Consider the following 23,800-nt stretch of genomic DNA (forward strand, 5'->3'; position numbering starts at 1 on the left):
CTAACTTACAGGACTTCGTTCAAGACATCGGCGAGGGCTTGCGCATCGTGCTGATTCTTGTGCAGGGCGGCGATGAAGTCGTCGTCCATCAGCTTGCGGGCAAGCTTCGAGAGGACCTTGAGGTGGAGCTGGTCCGGGTCGTCGGCGGGCATCACTAGGGCGATGGCGATGGTGACGGGGGCGGCGTCCAGGGACTGCCAGGTGACTGGCTGGGTGAAGGTGACCACGCCGACAAACGGATCGGTGAGGCCGTCAATCTTGGCGTGGGGAATCGCAACGCCGTTGCCGAAGCCGGTGGAGCTCTCGGCTTCCCGCTGTTCGAAACCGGCTAAGAGGTTCTTCTCGTTCAGGTGGTGGTCCTTGGCCAGCAGGCCGGCCATCACGCCCAGCGCACCATTCTTATCGGTGGGCGCGGTGACGTCGGTATAGATATTGGTAGTAACCAGTGTTTTCATTATTCGTGCGACCTTTCAATATAGTCTGTTAATTTTTGCCGGGCAGCGACGGCGTCTGGTACCTGGCTGAGGGTGCGGCAGAACGTTTCGTCGTCGATGATTTGGTTGATCACGGCGTAGATGTGGCGCAGATCTTGTTCAGCCGCTTGGTTCACGGCCATGAAGAAAACCAAGTGGACGGTGGCGCCGCCCGCCCACGCGATGCCGTGGGGCGCGATCCATAAGCAGATGGCGGACCGCTGGATCAGTTCCGGCGAGACGTGGGGGATGGCGACATCTTTCAATGCGGTGGACGCCAAGTTTTCCCGGGCGACGGCGGCTTGGGTGACCACCTTGGGCGAAGCCGTGACGCCGTGTTCACCCAACCGCGTCGCAATGGCCGGAATCACGTCGGTATAAGCTGTCGCCTCATTGGTGACGACGACCATATCGGACGGGAGCAATTGCAGGAAGGAATCCGTCCGGGCCGTTTGCGTCAGCTGCTGGATGGCGGCGGTGACGTGCTGGGCGTCAGCTGGCGACAGCAGCGGGTTCACAGTAACGACTGGCGCCGCGACCCCCTCAATGGGAATCGTGCTGATCACCAGCTGGGCGTGGACACCGTTTTTCAACAGTTCCGCCAAGCCGATGGTGCGCGTGATGTGCAGACTGTCGGCGAACCTTTCTTCCAACCGCTGAGCCAAGAGGCGAGAGGTGCCGATCCCGGAACTGCAGACCACCACCGTCTCGATGCGCCGGCGGCGGGGCTGGCGTTCGAAAAACGAGGCAAAATGCAGGGCCAGGTAGCAGACTTCATCGTCATTGAACGTGACGCGGTACGCGGTGCGGAGCTGCTTCGTTAACGCCAGGGCGGTGTCGAAGGCCACGGGCAGGTTGCGCTTGATCTCCGCCACGTAAGGATTCGTGATACTGAGTCCGGCTTGGAGCCGGTAAAGGGCCGACGCCAGATGTAATGTCAACCCCTGAAGCAGTTCAGAATCGGGCTGCAAATCCCGCAGCCAGGCGGTGAGCTGCTCACTCAGCACTGCCGTGTCGGCGTCAGCCGATACGGTCAGTGGATGCTGGTTTTGGTCCAGCATGTTGGTCAGGTGGAGGTTGATGTAATCCTGCTCGCTGGGCGGCAGCTGGAGGTGCAGGTGCTTGGCGAGGAGGGCCAGCAGCACCCGTGTTTCCGGCCGTAATTCTGCCGGGTCGCGAGCAGGCGGTACGGGGGTGCCCTCCGCCCGTTTATAGGCGATAACCAGGTGGATCGCCAAAGACTGGAACTCGTAATCGTTGAAGGTGACGTGGGTCTGCTCGGTGAATTCCGCAAAGGCCGCCATTACCCCGTCCACCAGTGCCGGTAAAAAGAAGGTCTGCAACTGCCGGGGCAGCTGCACGTTCTGCATCAGCTGGCCGTCTTTGGTCTGCTTCACGTAGAGGTTATCGCCCCAGTATTGGCGAAGCAGCTGGGCAATCAGGTGGCGGCGCTGTTCCTCCGTGGCGGTCACGGCCACACCGGTATGACTGCTGCGGATCGTGACGCCTTGCTGTTGCAGACGCTGCTTAACGGCTTTGAAGTCGCCTTCAACGGTGCTGCGGCTGACGAAGAGGTCGTCCGCCAGCTGCTGCAGCGTTACAGGCCGGTCCGTCAGCAGCAGTTTCACTTCCAGGTAGTGTTCCCGCTCATCTTGAGAGGTGAGACCGCCCTTGGCCTGAACCAGCAAGCCGAGTTTCTGCTTGCCGCTGCGGCTGCCGGTCAGGCGAATGCCCACGCTGGGCTTCCGTTCGACGGTGACCCCGTAAGGCGTGACGTCCGCGGCCAGCAAGTCCAGGTAATTGGCTACGGTGCGTTCAGAAAGGTGAGTGGCCGCAGCAATGTCCGCATAATGGGTCCAGCGGTGATGCAATAAATAACGCAGGATCTCAATTTCTCGGGCTTTCACAGTCGGTCATCCATCTCACTTTCATTTTCTATACTACAAGCGGTTTCACCCTGGGCAAACGTTTTCTTTTGCAAGAACGTTGTGGCAATAATCGGTCCCATCTTCTTTCGAATGAAAGCAAGAGCAAAGGGCGCCCTTACTTTCAGAACATAAAAAAACTCCGGGCGGAAAACTCCCCCCGGAGCGGATAGTTAACATTCCATTGTATGAGTGACCGCAGGCTTTCTCAATGGGACTTAAGTCGTGGTCTAGACCGTTATGCGGTGTGGCTGACCAAGTGCTGCTGGTGGCCCAACCGAACGCTAACGGCCCACAAAACGGCGGTCATGATCAGGGAGAAGATTCCGAAGACCAGCATCACGTTGGCGTTGCCGCTAACGAAGAGTTCGACGAAGCGCATGATGTACGGCGCACAGAAACCGCCCAGGTTGCAGCCGATAAGGATCAGCGACGTGGCCAGCGTGCCCGACTGTTCATCGACGACTTCGGTGCCCCGGTTGAAGGCGTAGGAACCCAGCAGAGTCGGGCCGACACCGACCACAAGGATCGTGCCCAGGCCGGTGAGCCACAGATTATTCGAGAATCCTGTCAGCAGAGTCCCCAGCGCCATGCTCAGCGCCCCCAGCGGGAAGACATACTGCTTAATGGCCTTGTGCAGATTGCCGAAGAGCAGTCCGGCAAGCATCCCGACAATCGTCGTGATACTCAGGATGGTGCTCACTTCCGTGGCGTTGCCGTACCCGGCGTCCACTACCAGCGTGGGAATCCGCACATTGAACGCCGCCTGCACGGCGATGAAGGCGAACATCGTCAGCGCCAGACCGATGACATTCAGGTTCACATGCTGATGCACCTTCGCCGTCGTCTTGTCCGCCGGCTTGGTCGCGGCCACATTCGGTACGAACAGCCAGAACACGATCAGAATCGGGAAGGCGACCAAGTAGATCAGGTAAGAAAGGTGCCAGTTCACCGCCAGCAACAAGCCGGCGATGAACGTCATGACGGCATTCCCAATGGATTGGAAGGCACTCTGGAACCCAATCGCTTGGGTCTTCACCTCGCCGCTGAAGAAGACGGACAGCAGGCTGACAGCCAGGGAGTTAAAGATCCCGAAGCCGGCCCCCAGCAATAGCCGGGACACCAGGATCAGCCCGTAGTTGGTGGTAAAGGCCGGCACGGTCCCCGCACAGCCCACCAGCAGCAAGCCGATGGCGACGGTCAGTTTCGCCCCAATTTTCTTCGCAATCCAGCTGCTCAGCAGGATCATGATCATCACAGAGAACGTCGGCACGGTGGCCAAGGTCTCCAAAGACGCCAAGGATTGCTGGGGCATCGCCCGGTGCATGGCGGGCAGCGTCGCCGAAATGGCGTAGGCACTCGTCAGGACCAGTGAAATGGACAGTAACGAGTACTTCAGCAAAGGCGTCGATTCACGCTTTTTTGCATCCATCATAGTTTCAGTCCTTTCAGTTGTTTCACGTGAAACTTGTTAATCGATCTTCTTATAAGCCGGCAAGGTGCTCAGGTCCGCCGGGACAGTCTGCTCACCGCTGCCCGTGACGACATCGGCGGCATCATTGATCGACTGCCACTGGCCAGCCGGGAAGTAGACGGTCTTGGTGGTCGCGCCCTTCTCCAGGACCGGGGCCACCAGCAGCTTATCGCCCAGCATGAATTGGGTTTTCACAAACTGCAGCGGCGTCTCCGGGTAGTCGTAGACCATTGGCCGGGTGATTGGTTCGCCGGTCTTGGCGGCGTTCTGGGCCAGCGCCAGAATATAATCCGCGTACTGCGTGTGCAGCTTGGCCGCCGCGATGCAGAGGTCCAAGTGCTTCTTGTCCAGGACCCGCCACGGCGCCACGGAGAACTGCATCATTGCCATCAGCGCGGCGCATTGGGCACTGCGGACGATCAGCTCCTGGTCCAGGTCACCTTTCTTCCCGAGGAAGCTCAGGTACTCGCCGCCGCCGATCATGTCGGGACAGTTGTAGTAGTAGCCAAGCAGGCCCTGGGTGAGGGTGTCAGGAATCAGCTCAGACAGGCCGCCGGTGCCCCATTCGAAGGACTTGTCCTGAAGCCGGTTGACCAGCGGCGCGCCCTGGTTCTTGAAGTTCACCCGGTACTCGTTGTACGGGAAGTTCAAACCGAATTGGCCCCAGAGCTGGCTGCCCTCAGTCTTGGTCAGGTGCATCCGGGTAACGTCGTTGTCGTCGTAGAACTGCGGGTCGCCGGCATCGAACTTGAAGCCGTCCACGCCGGTATCGTGCTCGACCTTGTGCAGGGCGTCGCTGAGCCACTTTCTCGTATCTGGGTTAGAAAGGTCCAGCAGGGCGCCGTAACCGTTCCACCATTGACGGATGACCGGCGCACCGCTGCTGTTCTCCGTCAGCATGTGGTGGTCGCGCAGGTAGTGGAACTCGGGTGTATCGGGTGTGATGAACGGGCAGACCCAAACCATGACCTTGAAGCCCAGATTGTGCAGTTCCTTGACCATCGCTGGGGCGTCCGGGAACTTGCGCACGGAGAAAGCCCAGCGGCCGTAATACTCGGCCCACAAGTCGTCGATCATGATGATGCCGGCGGGGAAGCCGTGGTCCACGATGCCGTGGGCGTACTTCAGCACGTCCGCCTGGTTCTGCTTGTAAAGCAGCTCGATCCAGTCGTTCCACTGGGCCATCCGGAAGAACTCAGCCGGCGGCATCTTACCCAGCGCGAAGACGTGCTTGGCCAGCGTCTGCTGGGCATCCTTCAAGTTCTTGCCGGAATCGTCCACGAACAGGGGTGACCGGGTGATGATCTCCATATTATCGCCCACGACCCGCAGACTGAACGGCTCATTGCTCCAGATGGCCCGGCCATGGGTAGAAAGGAAGCTCGGCGCCACCTGGTTGGGACTGTTCAAATTAATCATATCCAGGCGGTAGTCTGCGCCCCGGGTGAACGGATAGACCGGCCCATCCATGACGCAGCCGCCGTACCAATATTCACCTTCTTGGATGGGAAGTGTCACCGTGTCGGTTAACGTACTACGCAATTCTTTCAACTTACTCATACCAAATGCCCCCAGTGCATGATGTCTTTCAAGTCTTATCAAACCTTCTACTCTTATCATAACAGCGCTTTCGGCATTTACGCCGGCGAAGGTGTTCGGAAAACTTGTCATTTTGTTGGGTATAGAATGGAAGCGAGGAGGTAGAGCAAAGTGGAGAAAGAAACCTTGGTCCGCATGGCCGGTGAGCGCGATCCGGCGTTGACGGTGGCGTTCTGCGGCCAGTCTCAGTGTTTCCCAGATCATGCGTATGGCCCCGGTGCGCGGCCATACTTTTTGCTGCATTTTATTCACACGGGTCAGGGCCGCCTGATCGTCGGCGGTCGGACCTATCGGCTGCATGCCGGTCAAGCCTTTCTAATCCGCCCCAACGAACTGGTCTACTATCAGGCGGATCATCACCAGCCGTGGACTTACGGCTGGATCGCCTTGGCCGGTTCTTTTGCACTCCAAGCCGTGGCGGCGCTGGGCTTCGACTATCCTTTTTTAACGCTCCCCGATGAGGTGGCCAGAAGTATCTGGCAGACCCTGACGGCGATGATGCGGGACTATCAGCCCACGTGGGCCGGCAACCTGCGCGTCACCAGCAGGGCCTGTGCCATCTTGGCCGAGCTGGCTGGCCTCCACGAACCGGTGGCACTCACTGCGCCCAAGCGCAATTACATCACCGGCCACGCTTCTGCCGCCTGGAACCATGTCAATGCGGTTATCCAGCTGATCCAGAAGAACTACCGCGACGATTTGACGGTCACCGCCCTGGCCGCCCGTCTGAATCTCGACCGGGCTTATCTATCCACCGTCTTCAAGCGGTATACTGGTCTCTCGGTCAAGGCTTATCTCAATACGTTTCGCATTTCGCGCAGTGAGGAGATCCTCTTCACTACCGACTGGCCGGTGGCCGAAGTGGCCCAGGCCAGCGGGTTTCGCAGCGCCAGTTATTTCTCGAAGGCGTTCAAGCGGGCGACGGGGGTGAGTCCGCGGGCATATCGGGCAGCGCGGTTGGGGCGGCCGGAGGCGCATGTGACGGGGTGAGAGGGTGGAAGAAAGGCGGACAAACCGTTACAGGTATTCGCGGGGTGCTGCCGCAGTCTGAATTATTAAAAAGTCTCCCAAATCACAGGAATCCGTGAACTGAAAGAATAATTTCCGTCAAAAAATGATACAATGGCGGAAAGACTTGTGGTTTGAAGTCAAGGAGGGGATTCCATGCTGATTGATTTTTCTGCGCGCAACTTTGCGTCATTCGAACGTGAGGTAACACTGTCCGCTGAGACGGGGGCCCGACTGAGCCGCCTGAAAGAAACCAATACCATCCGAGAAAACACGACCAATCTTCTGAAGAGTCTCGTCGTGATTGGACCCAACGGTTCCGGTAAGTCCAATTTATTGGAAGGGCTCCGTTACATGCGTTCCATGGTCTTGAACGATACCACCAAAGCAACCGACAAGCTTCCCTATCGGCCTTTTTTGTTGCAAACGGAATCGCCCAACCAACCAACGTTGTTTTCCGTGCGGTTCAACCACAGCGGCAAGGAATTCAAATACGAGTTTGAATATACCCGTGATCAAATCGTTCGAGAACAATTGACGACATTTAGTAAGGCGAGCCACAAGGTCTATTTTCAACGTCAAGGTCAGCAGTTCCCTGTTCTACCGGAGCAGCTCAAGTCTGTTGCCAACGCTACTAAGAGCAATTCGCTTCTTCTTTTTGGGGCCCAGAAAAGCAATGATGCTGCCGCCATTTCAGTGATGCAGTGGTTCCAAGAGGATCTGCTTTTTGTCAACGATGTGCAAATTCCCGATAAATTGGCAGAGTTGGTCAATGATGACAGAATCAAAAATGAACTGTTGCGGTTTTTACAATTTGCAGACTTCAACATTATTGACGTCAAGGTTCGTGATGTGCCAGTGACAGTGCCTGAACAATTTGTTGAGGTCTTGCGGGCGCTTAAGTTCGAAGGTGATATTCCCCAAGCACGCCAAGAATTGTACGCTGTGCACAAGAAGTACAATGCAGACGGTGATGTCGTGGGGCAGCAGGAAATTCCACTGGCAAGCGAATCGAAAGGGACTGGGAAAATATTTCTGATCGCGTTATCCATTATTTATGCTCAACTGACTGGCAATGGTAAGACGCTGCTTTTTGATGAATTTGACGATTCACTGCATTTCGAGCTTTCTCGTGCCCTCCTCGATGTGTTTAACTCAAAGCAGAATCAAAATCAGTTCATTCTCACGACCCACGAACTGCAACTGCTGAATTCCAACTTGCGGACAGACCAAATCTATCTCGTAGAGAAGAATTTCAAAGGACGAAGCGAATTGAAATCCATTTTTGATTTTCAAGACAGTCGGTCAAGCGCACGTAACGATGTCCAGTTCATGAAGCGATACATTGAAGGACGCTTCGGTGCGGTGCCGCAAATTCGGCTGTCTGGTATGCTGGAGGCATTAAATCAATCCCAGCCCGCACAGGATTTGGAGAAGTAACGATGGCCAGAAAGAAGAGAAATCTCCCAATCAAGCCCATTATTGCCATATACTGCGAGGGCGAGTCGGAAACACGCTATTTTGAGATGCTCAAGGCAAAGTACGGCAGTGTTAATGTCCATCCTCAGAAAATACAGGTCGACACGTTGCGTAAGCAGGGACTCCCGCTGCTCAAAAAAGCTATTGCGAAGATGAATCGGCTATCCGGAGAAAAGCGTATTGAAAGGGCGTATGTGGTTTTTGACCGCGACCAAATTTCAGATTCCGAAATGCGCGAGTGTATTGCCTTGGCGAAGGCAAACGACATGCGAATCATTTTTTCCAGCATTAATATCGAAGTGTGGATTCTACTCCATTTCCAGCCCGTGACGCGCGCTTATACGCCAACCGAACTGTATCGCATTCTTTCTCGGGAGGAATATTTCAATACCGAATATCAACAATTCAAAGGTCAGCGATACGATGACTATCTTTATGACCGAGTAAAGATCGCTGTTGAGAATGCCCACAGGCTCCATGTTGGAGAAAATACCCCGTGGTTTCAGAATAATCCGTACACTAACATTGACCAGTACATTGGGGAAATATTCGGCACAGATGAATTCTAGCCCTGCTGGGAGGAAGAAGCCGGACTACCACAGGGTTTATGACGTCTGTGGTGGTCCGGCTCTGTTCGTGTGGGGCAATCTGTGGTTGGCCGCTGTCTGATGACAAATAAAGCTGGATGTAAGAGTCAAAAATGAACTGCGACCAGAGTGTCATCATTGCGTCAACAACGGCTACTTCCAGTACCGGTCCATTTCTTATTGATTCTGAATTAGCGGTTGAGCGACCGCGCATCCGCTGAATCGCTCGCCGCGAATGGCCATGCTCATTGCGTAAATATTCTCGAATGGCGACTGAATGTCCCAGGCGGCATCGCCGACATGTTGAATGTCCACCCCGTTGGTCTTGTTACGGATAGCAACATCTTCGATGTACCGGGCGCCGGAGCCTTCTTGACTGGTGCCGATGGTGCTCATCACCAGCGCGTCCTGAGCGTGAGCCAGCTTCAGGACGGCCTGGACTTCGTCGTCGGTCAGACCAGGAACCGTACCCACTGCCGGCACCAGGATAACATCAGCGCCTGCCTCCAGGAAGGAACGGACGGCAGCCAAACTGACAACGGGTTCATTTACACGCGCCGTGCATCTTATCGGCGATGATTAAGCCGGAGAAAACTTCTTTGGCGACCTGCACATTCGCGGCGATTTGGGCATTGGTCACCCCGGTGCCAGGATTGCCGGTGAGGCAGATGAAGTTGAAGCCCAACCGTTCAGCTTCGACCATCGTTTCCGTGCTGGCTTGGCGGCCAGCCGAAATTTCTAACCGGTTCCCTGCCATATCAGCATTCGGATCCACTGGCTCCAAGTTCACCCCAATGGGGCGGCCCACCAGGTGCTGCAGCCGCTTGATACTCTGGCCGTCGTGATGAACGACGGCCCTTTTGTTCGGATAGAGACCGAAGATGGTAGGGTTCAAGACGTCCAATCCATTCAGGAGGATGAGGTCGGCCCCGAAGGCTGCGGCGATCTCTGATTCGGTAAGCCGTCCCCGACCTCGTGGCCGACGACGTTCTCGCTGAGAACGACCCGACCTTGATGCTTTGCTTCAGTTCGGTGCCGTTCACTTTGAGGACTTCGCGGTGTTGGCGCTGATTAATCTGGTTGTCGTGGGTGGATTTCTTTTCTTTAGTTGCCGCAGTCAATGCGTCATCCCGCAAAACAAGTTGCGTGAAGGTGACGACAAATCAAAAGGAAGCCTGACTGCTCGCTCATTGATAGTCACAATGCCATTATATAGTATCGCAGTAGTTGAAATTGCTGGATTGGGGTTCACATTTCTGAAAAAAAGCGCCTCGGGAAAATTCCCGAGGCGCTTTGAATCAGCAATCGATAAGGTAGTGATGCTACTTAACGGATCCCAGCATACCCTGAACAAATTGCCGTTGTAAGAAGAAGAACAGAATCGCGGTCGGTAAGGTGGAAATCACGATGCCGCACATCATCATGCCGTAGTCTGGTGTGTACGATGCACCCATGGCGGAAAGTACCAGTGGAATTGTCCGCTTGTCGTCGGACTGTAATACGACCAATGGCCACAGATAATTATTCCAGGAGTTCATGAACGTGATGATGGCTGCAGCGGCGTACGTGTTTTTTGATGACGGCATGTAGATGTGGGTGAAGATATTGAACTCACTCATGCCGTCCATGCGTGCTGCCTCAACTAACGAGATTGGGAATGCCTTTGCATTCTGACGGAAGAAGAAAATCAGAAAGGCAGTGGCAACCGACGGTAAAATGACAGACGCAAATGTGTTGATTCCGAAGATTTCGAACGGTGTGTTGCTTAACGCGCTAAACATCCGGTACAACGGAATCATCAAAGCGGCGAACGGGACCATCATCGAGAGCAACAGCGTATTGAACACTCTGTTCGATAGCTTGGTATGGTAGATGACGAAGCCGTAACCTGCTAACGATGAGATAAATAGAGCGAGGATTGTCTGGATGACGGCAATCCAAGCAGAATTGCCCAATGCACGAACGAATCCTAAATTATTGGAGAACAGATTTTGAAAGTTCTTGAACAGTTCTCCACCAAAGGCTAAGCTCCCAGCAACAATGTTTTGCGAAGTGGAAGTCATCCCAACAATCATAAAGTAAAATGGGAAAACTGAAATGATGGCGATAATGGTTAGGAATACGTACTCGCCAATCAATCCCCAATGACTTTTCTTACGCATCATTTGTCTTCACCCCCAGCCTTCAGTTGAATCAGTGATAGAACCACGATGGCAATGACAACAACGAAGGAAATGGCTGTTGCATATCCAAAGTTCGGTGTGTACTTGTAACTGAGATTGTAGATGTATTGAGACAGCGTTGTCGTGGCATTCCCTGGGCCGCCTTTGGTGATGTTGTTTACTTCATCGAACAGTTGCAATGTCCCAATTGTTGAGGTGATTGCCGTGAACAGAATGATGGGCTTCAGCATCGGGATCGTAATCCGGGTGAATTGCTTCCACCGGGAAGCACCGTCGATTTCGGCAGCCTCGTAGATTTCGGTATCAATGTTTTGTAGTCCAGACAGGAAGAAAATCATGTTGTACCCTGTCCAACGCCACGTGATTGAAATGATGATCAGTACTTTAGCCCAGAACGGATCAGTCAGCCATTGGATGGGTGCGCCAATGAGGTGGACATCCATCAAGAGCTTGTTAGCAATACCCGTCGGAGCAAAGATTGTTTTCATAATCAAGGAATAAGAAACCAGCGAGGTGATACACGGCAGAAAAATCGCGGTGCGGTACAACCCGCGGAATTTCAATCGGTTATCGTTCAACATAACTGAGATAATCATCGCCAGGAACAACATGATAGGGACCTGTACAATAAGGTACAGGAAAGTGTTACTTGCGGCCGTGAGGAAGGTCTTATCGCTGAACATCGCTTGGTAGTTCTGCAAGCCGACCCAGTGCATGTTGACTGGCGGACCAGCCATGAATGAAGTGAACAGCGCATAAATCATGGGGATGAAGACCATCACGGAGATTAGGATCACGCTTGGACTGAAAAATCCCCATCCCATTCGATTTTTGCGTCGTGCTAAGTTGTCTTTCACAGTTGCATCCCTCTTTCCGAAATGGTAGGAAAAATGAACAATGCAACTCGTATCGATGAAAGACGAGTTGCATTGTACGATACATGTGCTGCTTTACTGGTTCTTAACAGCTGCTTCTGCCTGTGTTTGGGCATCCTTCAAAGTGGAGTCCACATTGGCACCCTTCACGATGGCTGAAACAGGATCTTTCAATACGTCCTCGATTTGATATGTGCCGCTGCCATAGTTAACCTCTGGGACCTTCTTAGCCCAGGTCAACAGGTCATTGAAGACCTTCTGGTTAGAGTAGAAAGGATACTCTGCTTGGTAGTTGGGCTGCTTTAAGGCACTCTTCAGTGAAGCGACCGCACCGATATCTTTGGCAATGGTATTCATCAGCTTGGGATCACTAGCAAAGGTCTTTTTCAAAAAGTCCTTCGCACCGGCAACATTACCGGATCCTTTCAAAACATACCAACCTGCACCACCGATACTCGACGCATTGACAGAATCATCACCGCTTAGACGAGGAATCGGTGCAATTCGCCACTTGCCGCTTTGATCTTTGGCGCCTTGGATAGTACTTGAATACCAGGAACCAGTCGGGGCAGTGGCCACTTTACCTTTTTGTACTGCAGCGACGCCAGCATCCCAGCCGGAGACTTTTTCAACTGTCCCATCAGTCATCAATTCCTTGTAGACTTTGAGACCGTCTTTCAGTACTTGGTTATTTGCTAAATTGACAGTCTTACCGTTGGACTTGTAGTACCAAGAGCCAGCGGATTGCATCATGATGCGCAACAAGCCCAAATCACTGGGATCTTGGGTCATCATATAAGTGCCTGTCTTGGATTTTACATCTTTGGCGATTTGAACGAACTTGTCCCATGTGATGTTCTGCATGTCGGCATCGGAGTAGCCGGCTTTCTTCAGAATGTCCGTCCGGTAGAAGAGACCAGCGACACCACTGTCGAATGGCACACCATAACGTTTGCCGCCCTTTGTACCTGCGGCAACCTTGTAACTGGAGAAGTCATCCTTCTTAACGATGTTACTCAAATCACTGAAAGCATCTGGATAAGAAGTCAGATAGCCTTGAATGCGGTAGTCTTCAATCAGGACGATGTTAGGCAATCCCTTGTTATTTCCCGAGGCCAAGCCGGTGTTTAATTTCTGAACGATGTCGTCTTGAGCCATCGTGACGATTTTTACCTTCTGTTTGCCGTTTGCCTTCTTGTAAGAGGCAATGGCATCTTGCATTGCCTTGGTGTTGTATGTCTCGTCCCAGCACCAGACGGTCAGAGTTTTTCCACTGCTATTATTGCTAGATGATGTTTTGCTGCCACCACCGCTGCAAGCGGTTAAAAGAGCACCAAGTGCGATTACAGCCACACCGGCCAATAAATGTTTTAACTTCATGATTTTTCCTCCTCAAGAAACAGTCTCCCATTGGAAGCGTTCCCAACTTCAAGTTCAATGGTAGATCTTTACCGGTAAAAAAGCAACAAAATTCACTAAACGATTCGATATATATCAGTTTGATTGGGCACGGTGCACATAAAATCCGCAAATAAAGGCAGGTAGGCGGTCATAGTGCCCATTATTCGGCTGGTTTGACAGGAAACGAAAAGAAAAACATTTAGTGAATGAAACCTCAAATTGGTCATCTTGTTGTTGCGCTGAATTAGGCGTGCACAACTCAATAGTACAAAGGAGAATAAAAGCACCTCATCCCACTTCTACGTGAATGGTATGAGGTGCTTTGCTTGATCTGGTACATTTTGAGGCAAAGTTTTACCTTGCTGCTGCAATGTGAAAGCTCAATCGGCCTTTTTGCCCTTCAAGACCGTCGTTCTAGACTTTATGACTGCACGACAAAAGCGCAAGTTTTCTTCTGCGTCGCATACCGGAGTTATTAGCCGGGGTGATCGAGACATGTCGCCGGGTTTTTCGCAATATGGCGCGGCCAGGAGGCTGGGGAACGTCCCTAGTTTAATGGCGTGTACTTAATTTTGGGGCGTCTAAGCCATTTCCGCCAAGAGATTCAGCTGAATTTGGATTTCTATATTTCAGTTGAAAGGCAAAAAGCTACTGGTCGTCACAGTGGAAATTACTCCTGCTGTGACGGCCAGTATTTTGGTTCCCGACTGATTAATGGAACTTTTCGGTTTTGGACGGCCGAACGGGTAAAAGGTTGCCATCTTTGTCGTAATGAGGCTTCAACGGTGGCTCCAAACCGGCCATGACAGCGACGATCTTGTAAACATCATACTTGTCATAGAATTCGTCAATTTGCTTGTCCATTTCGTCCATGCTGTATTTATATTCCATCAGTCAACCACCTCATTAGTGTATTATAACCAACACGCATGGTGGCTGCCAACGTAGATGTCCACAGGTATGAGTAATGTGTCGGTTGTAAAAGAGAACAGTAACATGTCGGAAACCGCAACTGATTGCTGTGATACCAATCCCACCCAAAACCCGCCAGAAAAAAGGCAATTCTGCGATGACATGCGCAGAATTGCCAATACAATATTGCAATTACTGTCGGGTGGCGGTTTACTTCACCGCTCCATTACTCATCCCAGCAATAATATTCTTCTGGAAGATCACATACACGATGGTAATGGTCACAATACCGACGACATACGAGGCAAAGGACGGGCCGTAGTCACTGAAGTACTGTGACTGGTAGTTATACTGAAATAGCGGCAGCGTCCACATCTTGTTATCCGTGTTCAGAATCAGCAACGGCAGCATGAAGTCGTTCCAGAACCACAACGCGTTGATGATCAGCGTCGTCGCGTGCATCGGCTTCAGCATCGGGAACACGATCTTGAAGTACGTCGTGATCTTGTTGGCGCCGTCGATTTCAGCCGCCTCGTCCAGACTGACCGGCACGCTCATCTTAATATAGCCGACGTACAGGAACAGCGTCTGCGGGATCGCGTAGGTCAAGTACAAGAGCATCAGCCCGTACATGTTCGCCAGCCCCAGCTTGCTCATCTGGACGGTGATGGGAATCATGATGACCTGGAAGGGGACGAAGATTCCCAGAATAAGGAAGGTATACATCAAGCTGAAGGCCCGTTTTTTAGAAATGTTCCGGGCAATCGAGTAGGCGGCCATGGGCACGATGAGCATCACCAGCAGGACCGAGACGACGGTGATGATCGCCGAGTTCAGGAAGTAGTGGGTAACACCGTCGGCCAGCAGGCGCTGGTAGTTGTCCAGCGTGAAGGGCTTGGGCCAGGCGAAGAAGTTCGCCATGATGTCCTTCGTCGTCTTGAAGGAACTGAAGAGGGTGACCAGCAGCGGAATCAGAATGAGGATACCGCCGACCGTCAGCAGGATGTATTTGCCGACGTTATGTGTTTTCTTTTCTTCTATCATATTAAGCTCCCCCTTATTGATCGATCTCGAAGTGCGACGAGATGCGCAGCTGAATCAGCGAGATGATGCCGATCAGGATGAACAGCACCAGGGCAATCGCGTTGGCGTAGCCGTACGAGTTGTTGTTGAATGCGTAGTTGTAGACCAGCAGGCCCAGCGAGGTGGTGGCGTTGCTGGGACCGCCGCTGGTCAGCGCGAAGATCTGGTCGAAGGCGGTGAGCCCGCCCTTGAGCGCCATGATGAAGACCATGGAGATACTGGGCAGCAGGTAGGGCAGCTCGATCTTCCAGAAAATGGTGTTGTCATTGGCGCCGTCGATGCGGGCGGCTTCCTTGATCTCGTCAGGAATGCTCTGCAAGCCGGCCAGGAAGATGACGATGGGCATGGCCACGCCTTGCCAGAGCATCACGAAGATGACCGAGAAGATGGCGCCGGCGGGGGTGCCCAGGAGCGATGTCTGCAGCCACTTGATGCCCAGGAAGTTGCCGATGCCGGGCAAGCCGTAGTTGAAGACCTGCTTGAAGATCAGAGAGACGGTCACGCCGGAGAGAACGGCGGGGAAGAAGAACCAGGCGCGGAAGAAGGTCTGGCCCTTGATCTTACTGTTCAGGATGCGGGCGATCCAGATGCCCAAGGCAATTTCTCCTACGATCATGCACAGGGTCAGGATGAGGGTGAAGCCGATGGACTTGAGGAAGCGCGGGTCCGAAGCGAGGATCTTGTAGTTGTTGAACCCGACCATGTGGAAGTTGTACGTCAGGCCGGTCCAATCAGTGAAGCTGTAGAACGCGCCCTGGATCAGCGGGGCGTAGAAGAAGATCAGTTGGAGTACGAGGGGGACGATGAGGAACAGCCAGCCCCAGTATTTACTAATGAATTTTTGCATGATGGATGTCCCCCTCCTAGTTGTTATTGGCTTTCATGGGATTATAGAATGCGTTCATTTCAGCGACCAGGTTGTTCTTGTCGCCGGTGGTCACGTAATCGGTGGTCAGGGTGAAGAAATCGTTCTCGCTGTTCCAATGCTGCGCCATCCAGACGAATTGGTGCTTGGTGAAGGCCAGCTTGGCGATACCGCCCAGGGGCGTGTCAGCCCCGGTCTTCTGCTTGACGCCGATGACGGAACAAGGCGAACCGTCCACGTCGTAATACATCTGCATCGCAGCGGGGGAGGCCATGTAGGCGACGAACTTATTGGCCGCGGCCTTGTGCTTGGTCGTGGCAGAAATGCTCAGGGCCATATCTCCGGCACCGACCGTGAGCTCTTGGCCTTTCTCCTTGCCGGGGAAGGCAAAGGTGCCGACCTTGAACTTGGGTTCCTGAGTCTTAATGACCGGGTTCGCCCAGGAACCATTAGGCATGATCAACGCCTCGCCCTTGGTGAAGGCGACGACGGCGTCGTTGTAGCTGGCACCCTTCCAGTTCTTCTGGGCGGCGTTATTGCCGCGAAGCAGGTTGAGCCGGGTGATGTCCCCTTGAATGACGGGGTTGCTCAGCTTGATGCCGTTGACCGGACTGTAACGCAGAATCTTATTGGCTGCGTCGGCACTGCCGGCGACGGTGGCCAGCGCCAGCTGGTGGTAGCCGTTCAGCGTCCAGCCCTCAGTCCCGGCCAGGGCGAAGGGCGTCTTGCCCTTGGCCTCGATGGTCTTCACCAGCGTTTCGAACTCGCTCCAAGTCTGGGGCACCTTCAGCCCCAGCTTGGCGAACGCTGTCTTGTTGTAGTAGAAGCCGTAGACGTTGGCGGTCAGCGGGGCGTTGTAGACCTTACCGTTGATCGCGTACTGCTGGGCGTAGTGATTCTTGATGTTCTTGATGTAGGCTTCGTGGGTCATGTCCTGGAAGTAGCCGGCCTTGGCCCATTCCTGGTAGTCAATGTTCTGCGGATACGTATTGATCACGTCCGGCACGTTGCCCGACAGCATCCGGGTCTTAAGAACAGTGCCGGCGTTGGGCACGTTGCTCAAGGTGACCTTGATCTTCGGATTCTTCTTCTCGAAGTCCTTGATGATGCTGCGCAAGGTCGCCGTCATTTCGGTCTTCTGGTTGAAGAACTCAATGGTGGTGACGCCGCCAGCGCTGTTACTATTACTGCCGCAGGCGCTGAGCAGCAGCATCGCGGAGGTGGCCAGCAAGGTAATGCCGGCGAATTTTCTGAACCAGTGTGTCATGTTTCCCCACTCCTTTATTTAGCTAGAAAATGGACCACGTGCGCGGCGAAGTCTTCCCGCACGACAGGCTGGTACAGTCCCAAGTGCATCAGCTCGTCACCGCCGTAAACGGTATGGGTAGCGGTGTCTTCGTAGTGCTTGGCCGGGTCGAGGCCGGTCATCTTGACGATGTGGAACGGCGGCTGGCCGTTCACCAGCAGGTGGCAGGTGACCAGTAAGGCTTCACTTTGATCCGGTGCCACGAACATCCAGGCGTAGTCGTTGCCGCGTTCTAACCGGTAGAACCGGCCGAACTGGACCAGCGGACGCAGCTGCTTGTACGTGGCGACCTGTTGGGCGATGGCCTTCTGCTCGGTCTTGGTCAGCTTGGTCAGGTCCAGCTCGTAGCCGAAGACGGCGCTCATCGCCACGGCGGCCCGGGTGGCCAGCGGCGTCGTGCGGCCGGTCTGCTCGTTGGGCACCGCCGACACGTGGGCAGTGAAGGTGCTGGGCGGGTAGACCAGCGAGGTGCCGTACTGGATACCCAGGCGAGCCACGGCGTCAGTGTTATCGCTGGTCCAGGACTGGGGCATGTAGTACGCCCAGCCGGTATCGATGCGGCCGCCGCCGCCCGAGCAGCCCTCCCACAGAACGTGGGGGTACTTGGTGGTCAGCTCTTCCAGCAGTGCGTAGAGGCCCAGGGTGTAACGGTGCAGCACCTCGCCTTGGCGCGCGGCCGGCAGGGCTTGGGAATAAACATCGCTCAAGTGCCGGTTCATGTCCCACTTGATGTAGTCGATGTAGCCGCCGTCCAAGAGGTCGGATAACTGCCCGGCAATATTGGCGCGCACGTCCTCTCGACTCAGGTCTAACACGTATTGGAAGCGGGAAGGCGACGGTTTTCTTCCTGGTACCGCTAACAGATAATCCGGGTGGGCGCGGTAGAGGTCGGAGTCCATAGAAATCATCTCTGGCTCGACCCAGAGACCGAACTGGAGGCCTTGCTGGTGGACGTAATCGGCGAAATGCTTGAGGCCCAGGGGGAACTTGCGGCGGTCGACCACCCAGTCGCCGAGGCTGGTGGTGTCGTCGTCCCGGTGACCGAACCAGCCGTCGTCCAGGACGAACATCTCGATGCCCAGACGCTTGGCGTCGTCGACGATGGGCTTGAGCTTGGCTTCGGTGAAGTCGAAGTAGGTGGCCTCCCAGTTGTTGACGAGGATGGGCCGCTCCTGGTCGCGGTACTGACCGCGGACGATGCGCTCGCGGATGAGGCTGTGGTACGTCTGGCTCATGCCGTTGAGGCCGGTGTCGGAATAGACCAGCAGGGCTTCAGGGGTCTGGAACTCAGCCCCCGGCTGCAACGCCCAGGAGAAGTTGGCCGGATTGATGCCGGCCACGACCCGGACCTGGTCGATCTGGTCGCGCTCGACGGTGAGGGCGTGGTTGCCGGAGTAGACCAGGTCGATGCCGTAGACGTCGCCGTGGCACTCGTCCGCATCCGCACTGGTCAGGGCGATGAAGTTATTCATCTGGTGGCTGGTGGTGCCGCGACCGCTGGCGAAGGCCTTCACGCCGTAACCGACGCACTCGGTCTGCACGTGGCGCTCATTGGCATGGGCACCGGGGAGAGAAAGGACGCGCCAGTCGCCGGCAGGGAAGTCCAGCTGGGCGGAGGCGGCGCGGACCAAGGTGACAGGCTCCGCGGCCGCCGGGTTGCGGAAACGGACGGAGCGGGCGATGACCGCCCGGTCGCGGTAGATAGTGTAGTACAGGTCGGCGAGCAGACCACTGGGCTGGTCAATGGTCGTGACGATCAGCGTGGCCGCTTCGTCGGGGGACTCCACGTAGGCGGCGGGGAGTCCGGGCAGCTTGGGCTTGCCAGCGATGATCTGATGGCTCTGGTAAGTGAAGCGGCTGGCCTCGGCACCGCTGGCTTGGCGGACAACGAAGGCCGGGGTGCGGAAGTCGGCTTCCCCGCGGCTGCTGATCTCCTGGGGCAGGGTGTCCAGGGAGAAGCCGCGCTCGGGATGGGCCACCGGCAAATTGCCGGCGAAGCCCCGGTCTTTGCGGGGATAACGGCGCTGGCCGTGATAGCCGGCGACGGCGGGGCCAAAGTATAAGTGGCTAAGCACATCACCGTCTTCGATGGCGAAGAGGTAACTGATGCTGCTGTTGTGCAGGTGGAAGACCCGCTGATCCGGGTCGTACGTGATCAAGTCTGACATGCTGAATTCCTCCCTGGTTCTGCAATCGTTTTCTATACTGTTCAGTGTACCGGCGGGGAGAAAACATAAACATGGCGGAGTCCGCTCGAAATATGTCATAATGGAGACAGGACATAATGACAGATATATCAGGAGGAATACTGATGGACATTGAGTACAAGCGGGTCGATATTGAACATGTAGACTGTAACATTGTGTTTTACGGTCAGGAGCAGACCCACCCAAATTATGCCTTCGGCGGCAATAATGTCCGGGACAGTTACGTCCTCCACCTCATCGTGTCCGGTCGCGGCCGGTTCGCCAGTGCGGGCCGGAAGACTGTGGCCCTCCAAGCGGGGGATTGTTTTCTGCTTCCTCAGGCGGTGCCGTGCTTCTACCAGGCCGATGGCGACGATCCTTGGGCCTACGAGTGGATCGGCTTGTCCGGCCTGCATCTGGGCGAGCTGTTTGCCCGCAGCGGGTTGAGCGACAAGTACTGGTTAAGAAAGGTGGGCGATAGCCGCTTTGCAGCACAGTTCGCGGCGCTGTTCAAGACGCTGCACGGCGCGACCAGCCTGGTCAACGAGCTCCAGGTCCAGAGCCGGCTGTATGCCATGTTCGCGGATCTGCTGCAAGAGTTCCCGGGGCAGGGGGCGCAAGAGCGGGCCGGCGCCACGGCGACGATGAACCAAGCAGTGGCCTTCATGCGCCAGAATTACGCCCGCCGCTGCAACGTCACCGACGTGTGCGCGGCACTGCATGTGTCCCGCAGTTACTTATATGCCCTGTTCCGCCGTTTTGCGGACATGAGCCCCCAACAGTACCTGACCCAGCTGCGCATGGACGAAGCCAAGCAGCTGCTGCGGGACACGGCCAGCGGTGTCGATGCCATTGCCGACCGCGTGGGCTACCGCGACGCCTTCACGTTTTCGAAGGCGTTCAAGCGGGCGGTGGGGGTCAGCCCGCGGGCGTTTCGGCAGTGACGGCTGTATAGCGTGGAAACTGGAGTGGCAGACGCATCAACCAACAGCCGCTGGGTACTTAAAAAGTGGGACTATATCGGTGCTGCTCCGCAGTTGTACGGGGATTGGCTAAGCGGGCCCTTTTGCTGGTGTTTTTCAGGAAAAGGGGTTAATATCAAGAATCATGCATATTCTTAATGAATATTGAAACCGTTTGACGGCCATTTGGGCTAGGCTGATATTGTCCAGTGGCAGCGGATTCTGTATAATTAAGGTGTAGCGTGAACCGATTAACAAGGAGTTTTGAGAGGAGCGATTTTTCATGAAACGCACATATGCTGCATTGGCAGCGACAGCGTTGCTGGGGCTTGGCGGGGCGATGTTCACGGCCGCGCCGGCGAAGGCGGCTGTCAATCATGGACCGGGTAAAGATACAGCCTCGGCTTTGACAACCGTTGTTGAGAGCACTGGTCAAGGCTTTATCGCAGATGGTGACGGTGCCGCAAAAGCCAACTCAACAGCCCAGTTTACGGTAGGGGCCGGTGCATTGCAGCTGATGGCTGTCCCTGATTTGAACTTCGGCGAAGTGCCGATGGAAACGCTGCTGTACGGTGGGACACAGAAGCTGGTTAACAATGATGTCGCCACTGCCGGGGTAGTGTCTAAGAACGGTACGGCATTTGACGGGAATGCCGACGGTAATTTGATTGTTAATGACTTGCGCGGGGCGACTGCTGGCTGGAAGCTGACAGCGCAGTTGGGTCCGTCCTTCACATCTATGACAGACGGCGCTGACCCAATTACCGGAACCACAATGGCCCTCACAGCCACCGGGACCAACAAAGTCAACACTACACTCAACCCGGCAATCAATGCGCCCACCATTGGCACGACGGCGGCCACGTTGTACACTGCTGCGGCCACTGAGGGCAAAGGTGAGACGAAGTGGGTAATCAATACACCGGCATCAGCCTCCCTTGAATTCAAAGCGACCACCGGGAAAGTGCCCAATGGTGCTGTTTACCAATCCGACATTATTTGGACACTGACTGCCGGCGCAGTTTAACCGTTTCACTTTGAAATAAGCACCACGATGGCGGCACGCAAGCGCCGCCATCTTTCTCTTAATGACTTTTGATCAGGAAGCGAGGATCAGTATGGTACGGAAAAAACGATGGGGTGTCGGCTTGGCTGTTTTACTGGCGGTGCTGTCGGCTTTCTGGGTCATGCCAACTGTCCAAGCAGCGGGTCAGCAGGGGTCCGAGTTTTACATCTCACCGCTTTATCCGAGCAACCAAACGGATACCAACATTGGCTACTTCGTCTTGAAGGTTAAACCGGGGCAACGCGGCAAATTCGGTGTGCAGGTGCAGAATACCAGCAAAACCGATACGAGAACAATCAAGCTGACGCCAGTAACGGCCACGACGACCAATGCAGGGCAGATGAATTACACCCCCAGCACGAAAAAAGCCGATCCGACCCTGAAGTATCCGTTGGCTGGGATGATGTCGAAGGGGGTCACGGTGACCTTGGCTCCTGGCGAGGGCAAGTCGGTCACCTTCGAGTATCAGGTGCCGGCAAAGGGTTTCAAGGGGCAGATTGCGGGCAGCATCTATGCGCTGGACGTGACGCCGGTGAAGGCGGCAGACAAGAGTGAAATGCTGCATAACCGGTTTGCTATGGCCTTGGGTGTCCTGCTCAGCGAAAATCCGGATAAAACTTTGATGCCCGATCTGAAGCTTCAGCAAGTGCGGCCCGGCGTGGAAAACAAAACACCCGTCGTCTTCGCCCGAGTTCAGAACCGGGCACCTCAGTTGTTCGGTAAGATGACCGTCAACAGCCGTATTACAGCGAAAGGCGACAGTAAGACGAAGTTCAAGAAAACTTTGACGAATGGCTCGATGGCGCCAAATTCCAACTTTGATTTGCCGGTCCCCGTGAACAAAGACGGCATTCCGGCTGGGGATTACACACTCTATATGACGATCAATGCGGTGGGGAAGACGTGGCACTTCAAACGCAACTTCACGGTGAGTCAACAAGATGCGAATAAGCTGGGTGCTACCCAACCGGCCAAGAAACTGGATTGGCAGAAATGGCTGTTATGGGCTGCCATCGCCTTGGCTGTCCTGATTGTTGCTTATGGTCTTTACCTGCTCGGCGTGCGAAGGGGGCACAAACATGACGAAGAGGAAAAGCATACTGACCATTCTCTATAAGACTGGCGTAGTCTTGTGGTGCGCCCTTACACTGACGACGGCCGCTCAACCGGGCACCGTGCAAGCCGAGGGCACGGGCAAGAGCACAGTGCAGTTTACTGTGGTCCAGGATAAGAAACCAACGCCGCCCCACCACGACCAAACGAAACCAAGCAGTTCAATCCATAAGAAACAGAGCGGCGTATTCCCGCAAACTAACGAAGTGACCACACCGCTCCTGGTGGTCATTGGTTTTGAGCTGGTCGCGTTGACCAGCATGGCTGGTTACCAGCTGTGGGAAAGGAGGCGGGCGGAGTGAAGAAGTGGTTGCTGAAGACTTTTATAATTCTGAGCTGTTTTGCCCTAGGTTGTACAACACTGATTGGGTATCAGCCGCCTGCCAGTAGATTAATTAATGTTCAGGCAGCGGATACTGCACCAACGCCACCGAAAGATCAAACTAGTAACGGATGGGCACTTCCTCTTCTTTTTGGAGGCTGGTTTATTTGGAACGGCTTAACAGCGCAACCAGGTGGTGCGAACTTTGTTGTAAGTGAATCAAAGAGAGTGGTATCGTTTACATCAACGTATGATAGTGGTGTCGTCAATAAAATTACCAGTGTAACAACGCAAATCTTTCGTAATGGAAAGTGGAGTGACTTTTCAAGCTCTGCTTCATGGAGCTTGACTAATGCTGTGACACCAGGCGCAACCGTGAACGTCGATATTGGTAATTCACTTCCAGTGGGCACCTATTATTTTCAATTTGCTGTCAATTACGGTACCATCTGGCCTTTCCAGGCGACAGCATATAGTGCCATGACCAAAGTGAATATTTTGGCCAATCCTGTTCCTGCGACCGCAATAGATCCTCAAGCTACGCCGAGAACCATTTTTTGGGGTCAAAGTACTAGTTTGGCAGCGAACGTACAGCCGGCTAATACCACTGCGGACATTACCTGGACGGAGCCAAGTAATTATGGCAATCTTTCAATTGCCACTGGTACGTCCACTACATTTACATCAATCACCCCGCCCACTGACGCAATGCTGAGGAATGACTCCGGACTTTACCTTAACATTCCAGCCAAAGCAACAAATGATGCAGGGGCCGACCCGCAAACCGTTTCGGGGAATGCCAACGTTATTGTGGGTGGCCTGCTCCCTCAGACAACGATAGTAAACAAAACAATATCATACAAGCCTGCTCTTTTAGATGATGTGAAGATATTTCCAACTGGCTTTACGCCATCTTATCAGTGGACACCCCAATAATTCATGAAGGTGGCGAAAATGGATAGAGACGTACAAAATCTTGGA

At 54.4% G+C, this 23,800-nt stretch carries 20 protein-coding genes and 1 pseudogene; 8 read left to right on the forward strand and 13 right to left on the reverse strand.

Going from position 1 to position 23,800, the window contains the following annotated elements:
• Nucleotides 1-5 precede the first annotated feature (5 nt).
• The 4 genes from L248_RS09205 to L248_RS09220 form a co-directional block, all read right to left on the reverse strand.
• Entirely contained in the window at nt 6-455 is a 450-nt protein-coding gene (locus L248_RS09205; protein WP_022529925.1) for a PTS sugar transporter subunit IIA, read from the reverse strand.
• Complete coding sequence (locus L248_RS09210; RefSeq protein WP_022529926.1) at nt 455-2,380, reverse strand: BglG family transcription antiterminator; 1,926 nt, start codon at nt 2,378-2,380, stop codon at nt 455-457. The genes L248_RS09205 and L248_RS09210 overlap by 1 nt, the downstream gene beginning before the upstream one ends.
• A 256-nt stretch (nt 2,381-2,636) precedes the next feature.
• The gene (locus L248_RS09215) at nt 2,637-3,833 is read right to left on the reverse strand and encodes an MFS transporter (protein WP_022529927.1); all 1,197 of its coding nucleotides are present in this window, start codon (nt 3,831-3,833) and stop codon (nt 2,637-2,639) included.
• A gap of 36 nt (nt 3,834-3,869) precedes the next feature.
• The gene (locus L248_RS09220) at nt 3,870-5,432 is read right to left on the reverse strand and encodes a glycoside hydrolase family 31 protein (protein WP_022529928.1); all 1,563 of its coding nucleotides are present in this window, start codon (nt 5,430-5,432) and stop codon (nt 3,870-3,872) included.
• A gap of 150 nt (nt 5,433-5,582) precedes the next feature.
• On the opposite strand from L248_RS09220, the gene L248_RS09225 reads away from it, so the two are divergent.
• The 3 genes from L248_RS09225 (at nt 5,583) to L248_RS09235 (ending at nt 8,527) form a co-directional block, all read left to right on the forward strand.
• The gene (locus tag L248_RS09225) at nt 5,583-6,461 is read left to right on the forward strand and encodes an AraC family transcriptional regulator (protein ID WP_022529929.1); all 879 of its coding nucleotides are present in this window, start codon (nt 5,583-5,585) and stop codon (nt 6,459-6,461) included.
• Between the two features lie 174 nt (nt 6,462-6,635).
• Nucleotides 6,636-7,919 carry an AAA family ATPase gene (locus tag L248_RS09230; protein WP_022529930.1) on the forward strand — a complete coding sequence of 428 codons (1,284 nt, stop codon included), beginning with the start codon at nt 6,636-6,638 and terminating at the stop codon, nt 7,917-7,919.
• A 2-nt stretch (nt 7,920-7,921) separates the two neighbouring features.
• Nucleotides 7,922-8,527 (forward strand): RloB family protein, encoded by a 606-nt coding sequence (locus L248_RS09235; RefSeq protein WP_022529931.1) that lies wholly within the window; start codon nt 7,922-7,924, stop codon nt 8,525-8,527.
• A gap of 195 nt (nt 8,528-8,722) precedes the next feature.
• Here the strand turns inward: L248_RS09235 and L248_RS09240 are convergent.
• The 9 genes and pseudogenes from L248_RS09240 to L248_RS09280 form a co-directional block, all read right to left on the reverse strand.
• A pseudogene (locus L248_RS09240) lies at nt 8,723-9,662 on the reverse strand (DUF7916 family protein).
• A gap of 205 nt (nt 9,663-9,867) precedes the next feature.
• On the reverse strand, nt 9,868-10,710 hold the full coding sequence (locus L248_RS09245) for a carbohydrate ABC transporter permease (RefSeq protein WP_022529934.1): 843 nt from the start codon (nt 10,708-10,710) through the stop codon (nt 9,868-9,870).
• The gene (locus tag L248_RS09250; protein WP_040535939.1) at nt 10,707-11,552 is read right to left on the reverse strand and encodes a carbohydrate ABC transporter permease; all 846 of its coding nucleotides are present in this window, start codon (nt 11,550-11,552) and stop codon (nt 10,707-10,709) included. Before L248_RS09250 ends, L248_RS09245 begins: the two co-directional genes overlap by 4 nt.
• A 126-nt stretch (nt 11,553-11,678) precedes the next feature.
• A complete protein-coding gene (locus tag L248_RS09255) occupies nt 11,679-12,983 on the reverse strand; it encodes an ABC transporter substrate-binding protein (protein WP_040535942.1) in 1,305 nt (434 codons plus the stop codon).
• A gap of 732 nt (nt 12,984-13,715) precedes the next feature.
• The gene (locus L248_RS09260; RefSeq protein ID WP_022529937.1) at nt 13,716-13,895 is read right to left on the reverse strand and encodes a hypothetical protein; all 180 of its coding nucleotides are present in this window, start codon (nt 13,893-13,895) and stop codon (nt 13,716-13,718) included.
• A gap of 231 nt (nt 13,896-14,126) precedes the next feature.
• Nucleotides 14,127-14,960, reverse strand: a complete 834-nt coding sequence (locus tag L248_RS09265; RefSeq protein ID WP_022529938.1) for a carbohydrate ABC transporter permease — start codon at nt 14,958-14,960, stop codon at nt 14,127-14,129.
• A 13-nt stretch (nt 14,961-14,973) separates the two neighbouring features.
• Nucleotides 14,974-15,846 carry a carbohydrate ABC transporter permease gene (locus L248_RS09270; protein WP_022529939.1) on the reverse strand — a complete coding sequence of 291 codons (873 nt, stop codon included), beginning with the start codon at nt 15,844-15,846 and terminating at the stop codon, nt 14,974-14,976.
• A 16-nt stretch (nt 15,847-15,862) separates the two neighbouring features.
• Nucleotides 15,863-17,131: an extracellular solute-binding protein gene (locus L248_RS09275; protein WP_022529940.1), complete on the reverse strand. Its 1,269-nt coding sequence runs from the start codon at nt 17,129-17,131 to the stop codon at nt 15,863-15,865.
• 14 nt (nt 17,132-17,145) lie between these two features.
• Nucleotides 17,146-19,338 carry an alpha-galactosidase gene (locus tag L248_RS09280; protein WP_022529941.1) on the reverse strand — a complete coding sequence of 731 codons (2,193 nt, stop codon included), beginning with the start codon at nt 19,336-19,338 and terminating at the stop codon, nt 17,146-17,148.
• A gap of 143 nt (nt 19,339-19,481) precedes the next feature.
• Here L248_RS09280 and L248_RS09285 point away from each other — a divergent pair, with 143 nt between their 5' ends.
• The 5 genes from L248_RS09285 (at nt 19,482) to L248_RS09305 (ending at nt 23,755) form a co-directional block, all read left to right on the forward strand.
• Nucleotides 19,482-20,300, forward strand: a complete 819-nt coding sequence (locus L248_RS09285) for an AraC family transcriptional regulator (RefSeq protein ID WP_022529942.1) — start codon at nt 19,482-19,484, stop codon at nt 20,298-20,300.
• A 301-nt stretch (nt 20,301-20,601) separates the two neighbouring features.
• On the forward strand, nt 20,602-21,345 hold the full coding sequence (locus L248_RS15240; RefSeq protein WP_022529943.1) for a WxL domain-containing protein: 744 nt from the start codon (nt 20,602-20,604) through the stop codon (nt 21,343-21,345).
• A 91-nt stretch (nt 21,346-21,436) separates the two neighbouring features.
• A complete protein-coding gene (locus L248_RS09295) occupies nt 21,437-22,501 on the forward strand; it encodes a WxLIP family cell surface protein (protein WP_196812018.1) in 1,065 nt (354 codons plus the stop codon).
• Nucleotides 22,464-22,799, forward strand: coding sequence for a hypothetical protein (locus L248_RS09300; RefSeq protein WP_040535948.1), 336 nt, complete (start codon nt 22,464-22,466; stop codon nt 22,797-22,799). The genes L248_RS09295 and L248_RS09300 overlap by 38 nt, the downstream gene beginning before the upstream one ends.
• Nucleotides 22,796-23,755 (forward strand): hypothetical protein, encoded by a 960-nt coding sequence (locus L248_RS09305; RefSeq protein ID WP_040535950.1) that lies wholly within the window; start codon nt 22,796-22,798, stop codon nt 23,753-23,755. Before L248_RS09300 ends, L248_RS09305 begins: the two co-directional genes overlap by 4 nt.
• The last annotated feature ends 45 nt before the right edge of the window (nt 23,756-23,800 follow it).

This window comes from Schleiferilactobacillus shenzhenensis LY-73 (assembly GCF_000469325.1).
Classification (GTDB): domain Bacteria; phylum Bacillota; class Bacilli; order Lactobacillales; family Lactobacillaceae; genus Schleiferilactobacillus; species Schleiferilactobacillus shenzhenensis.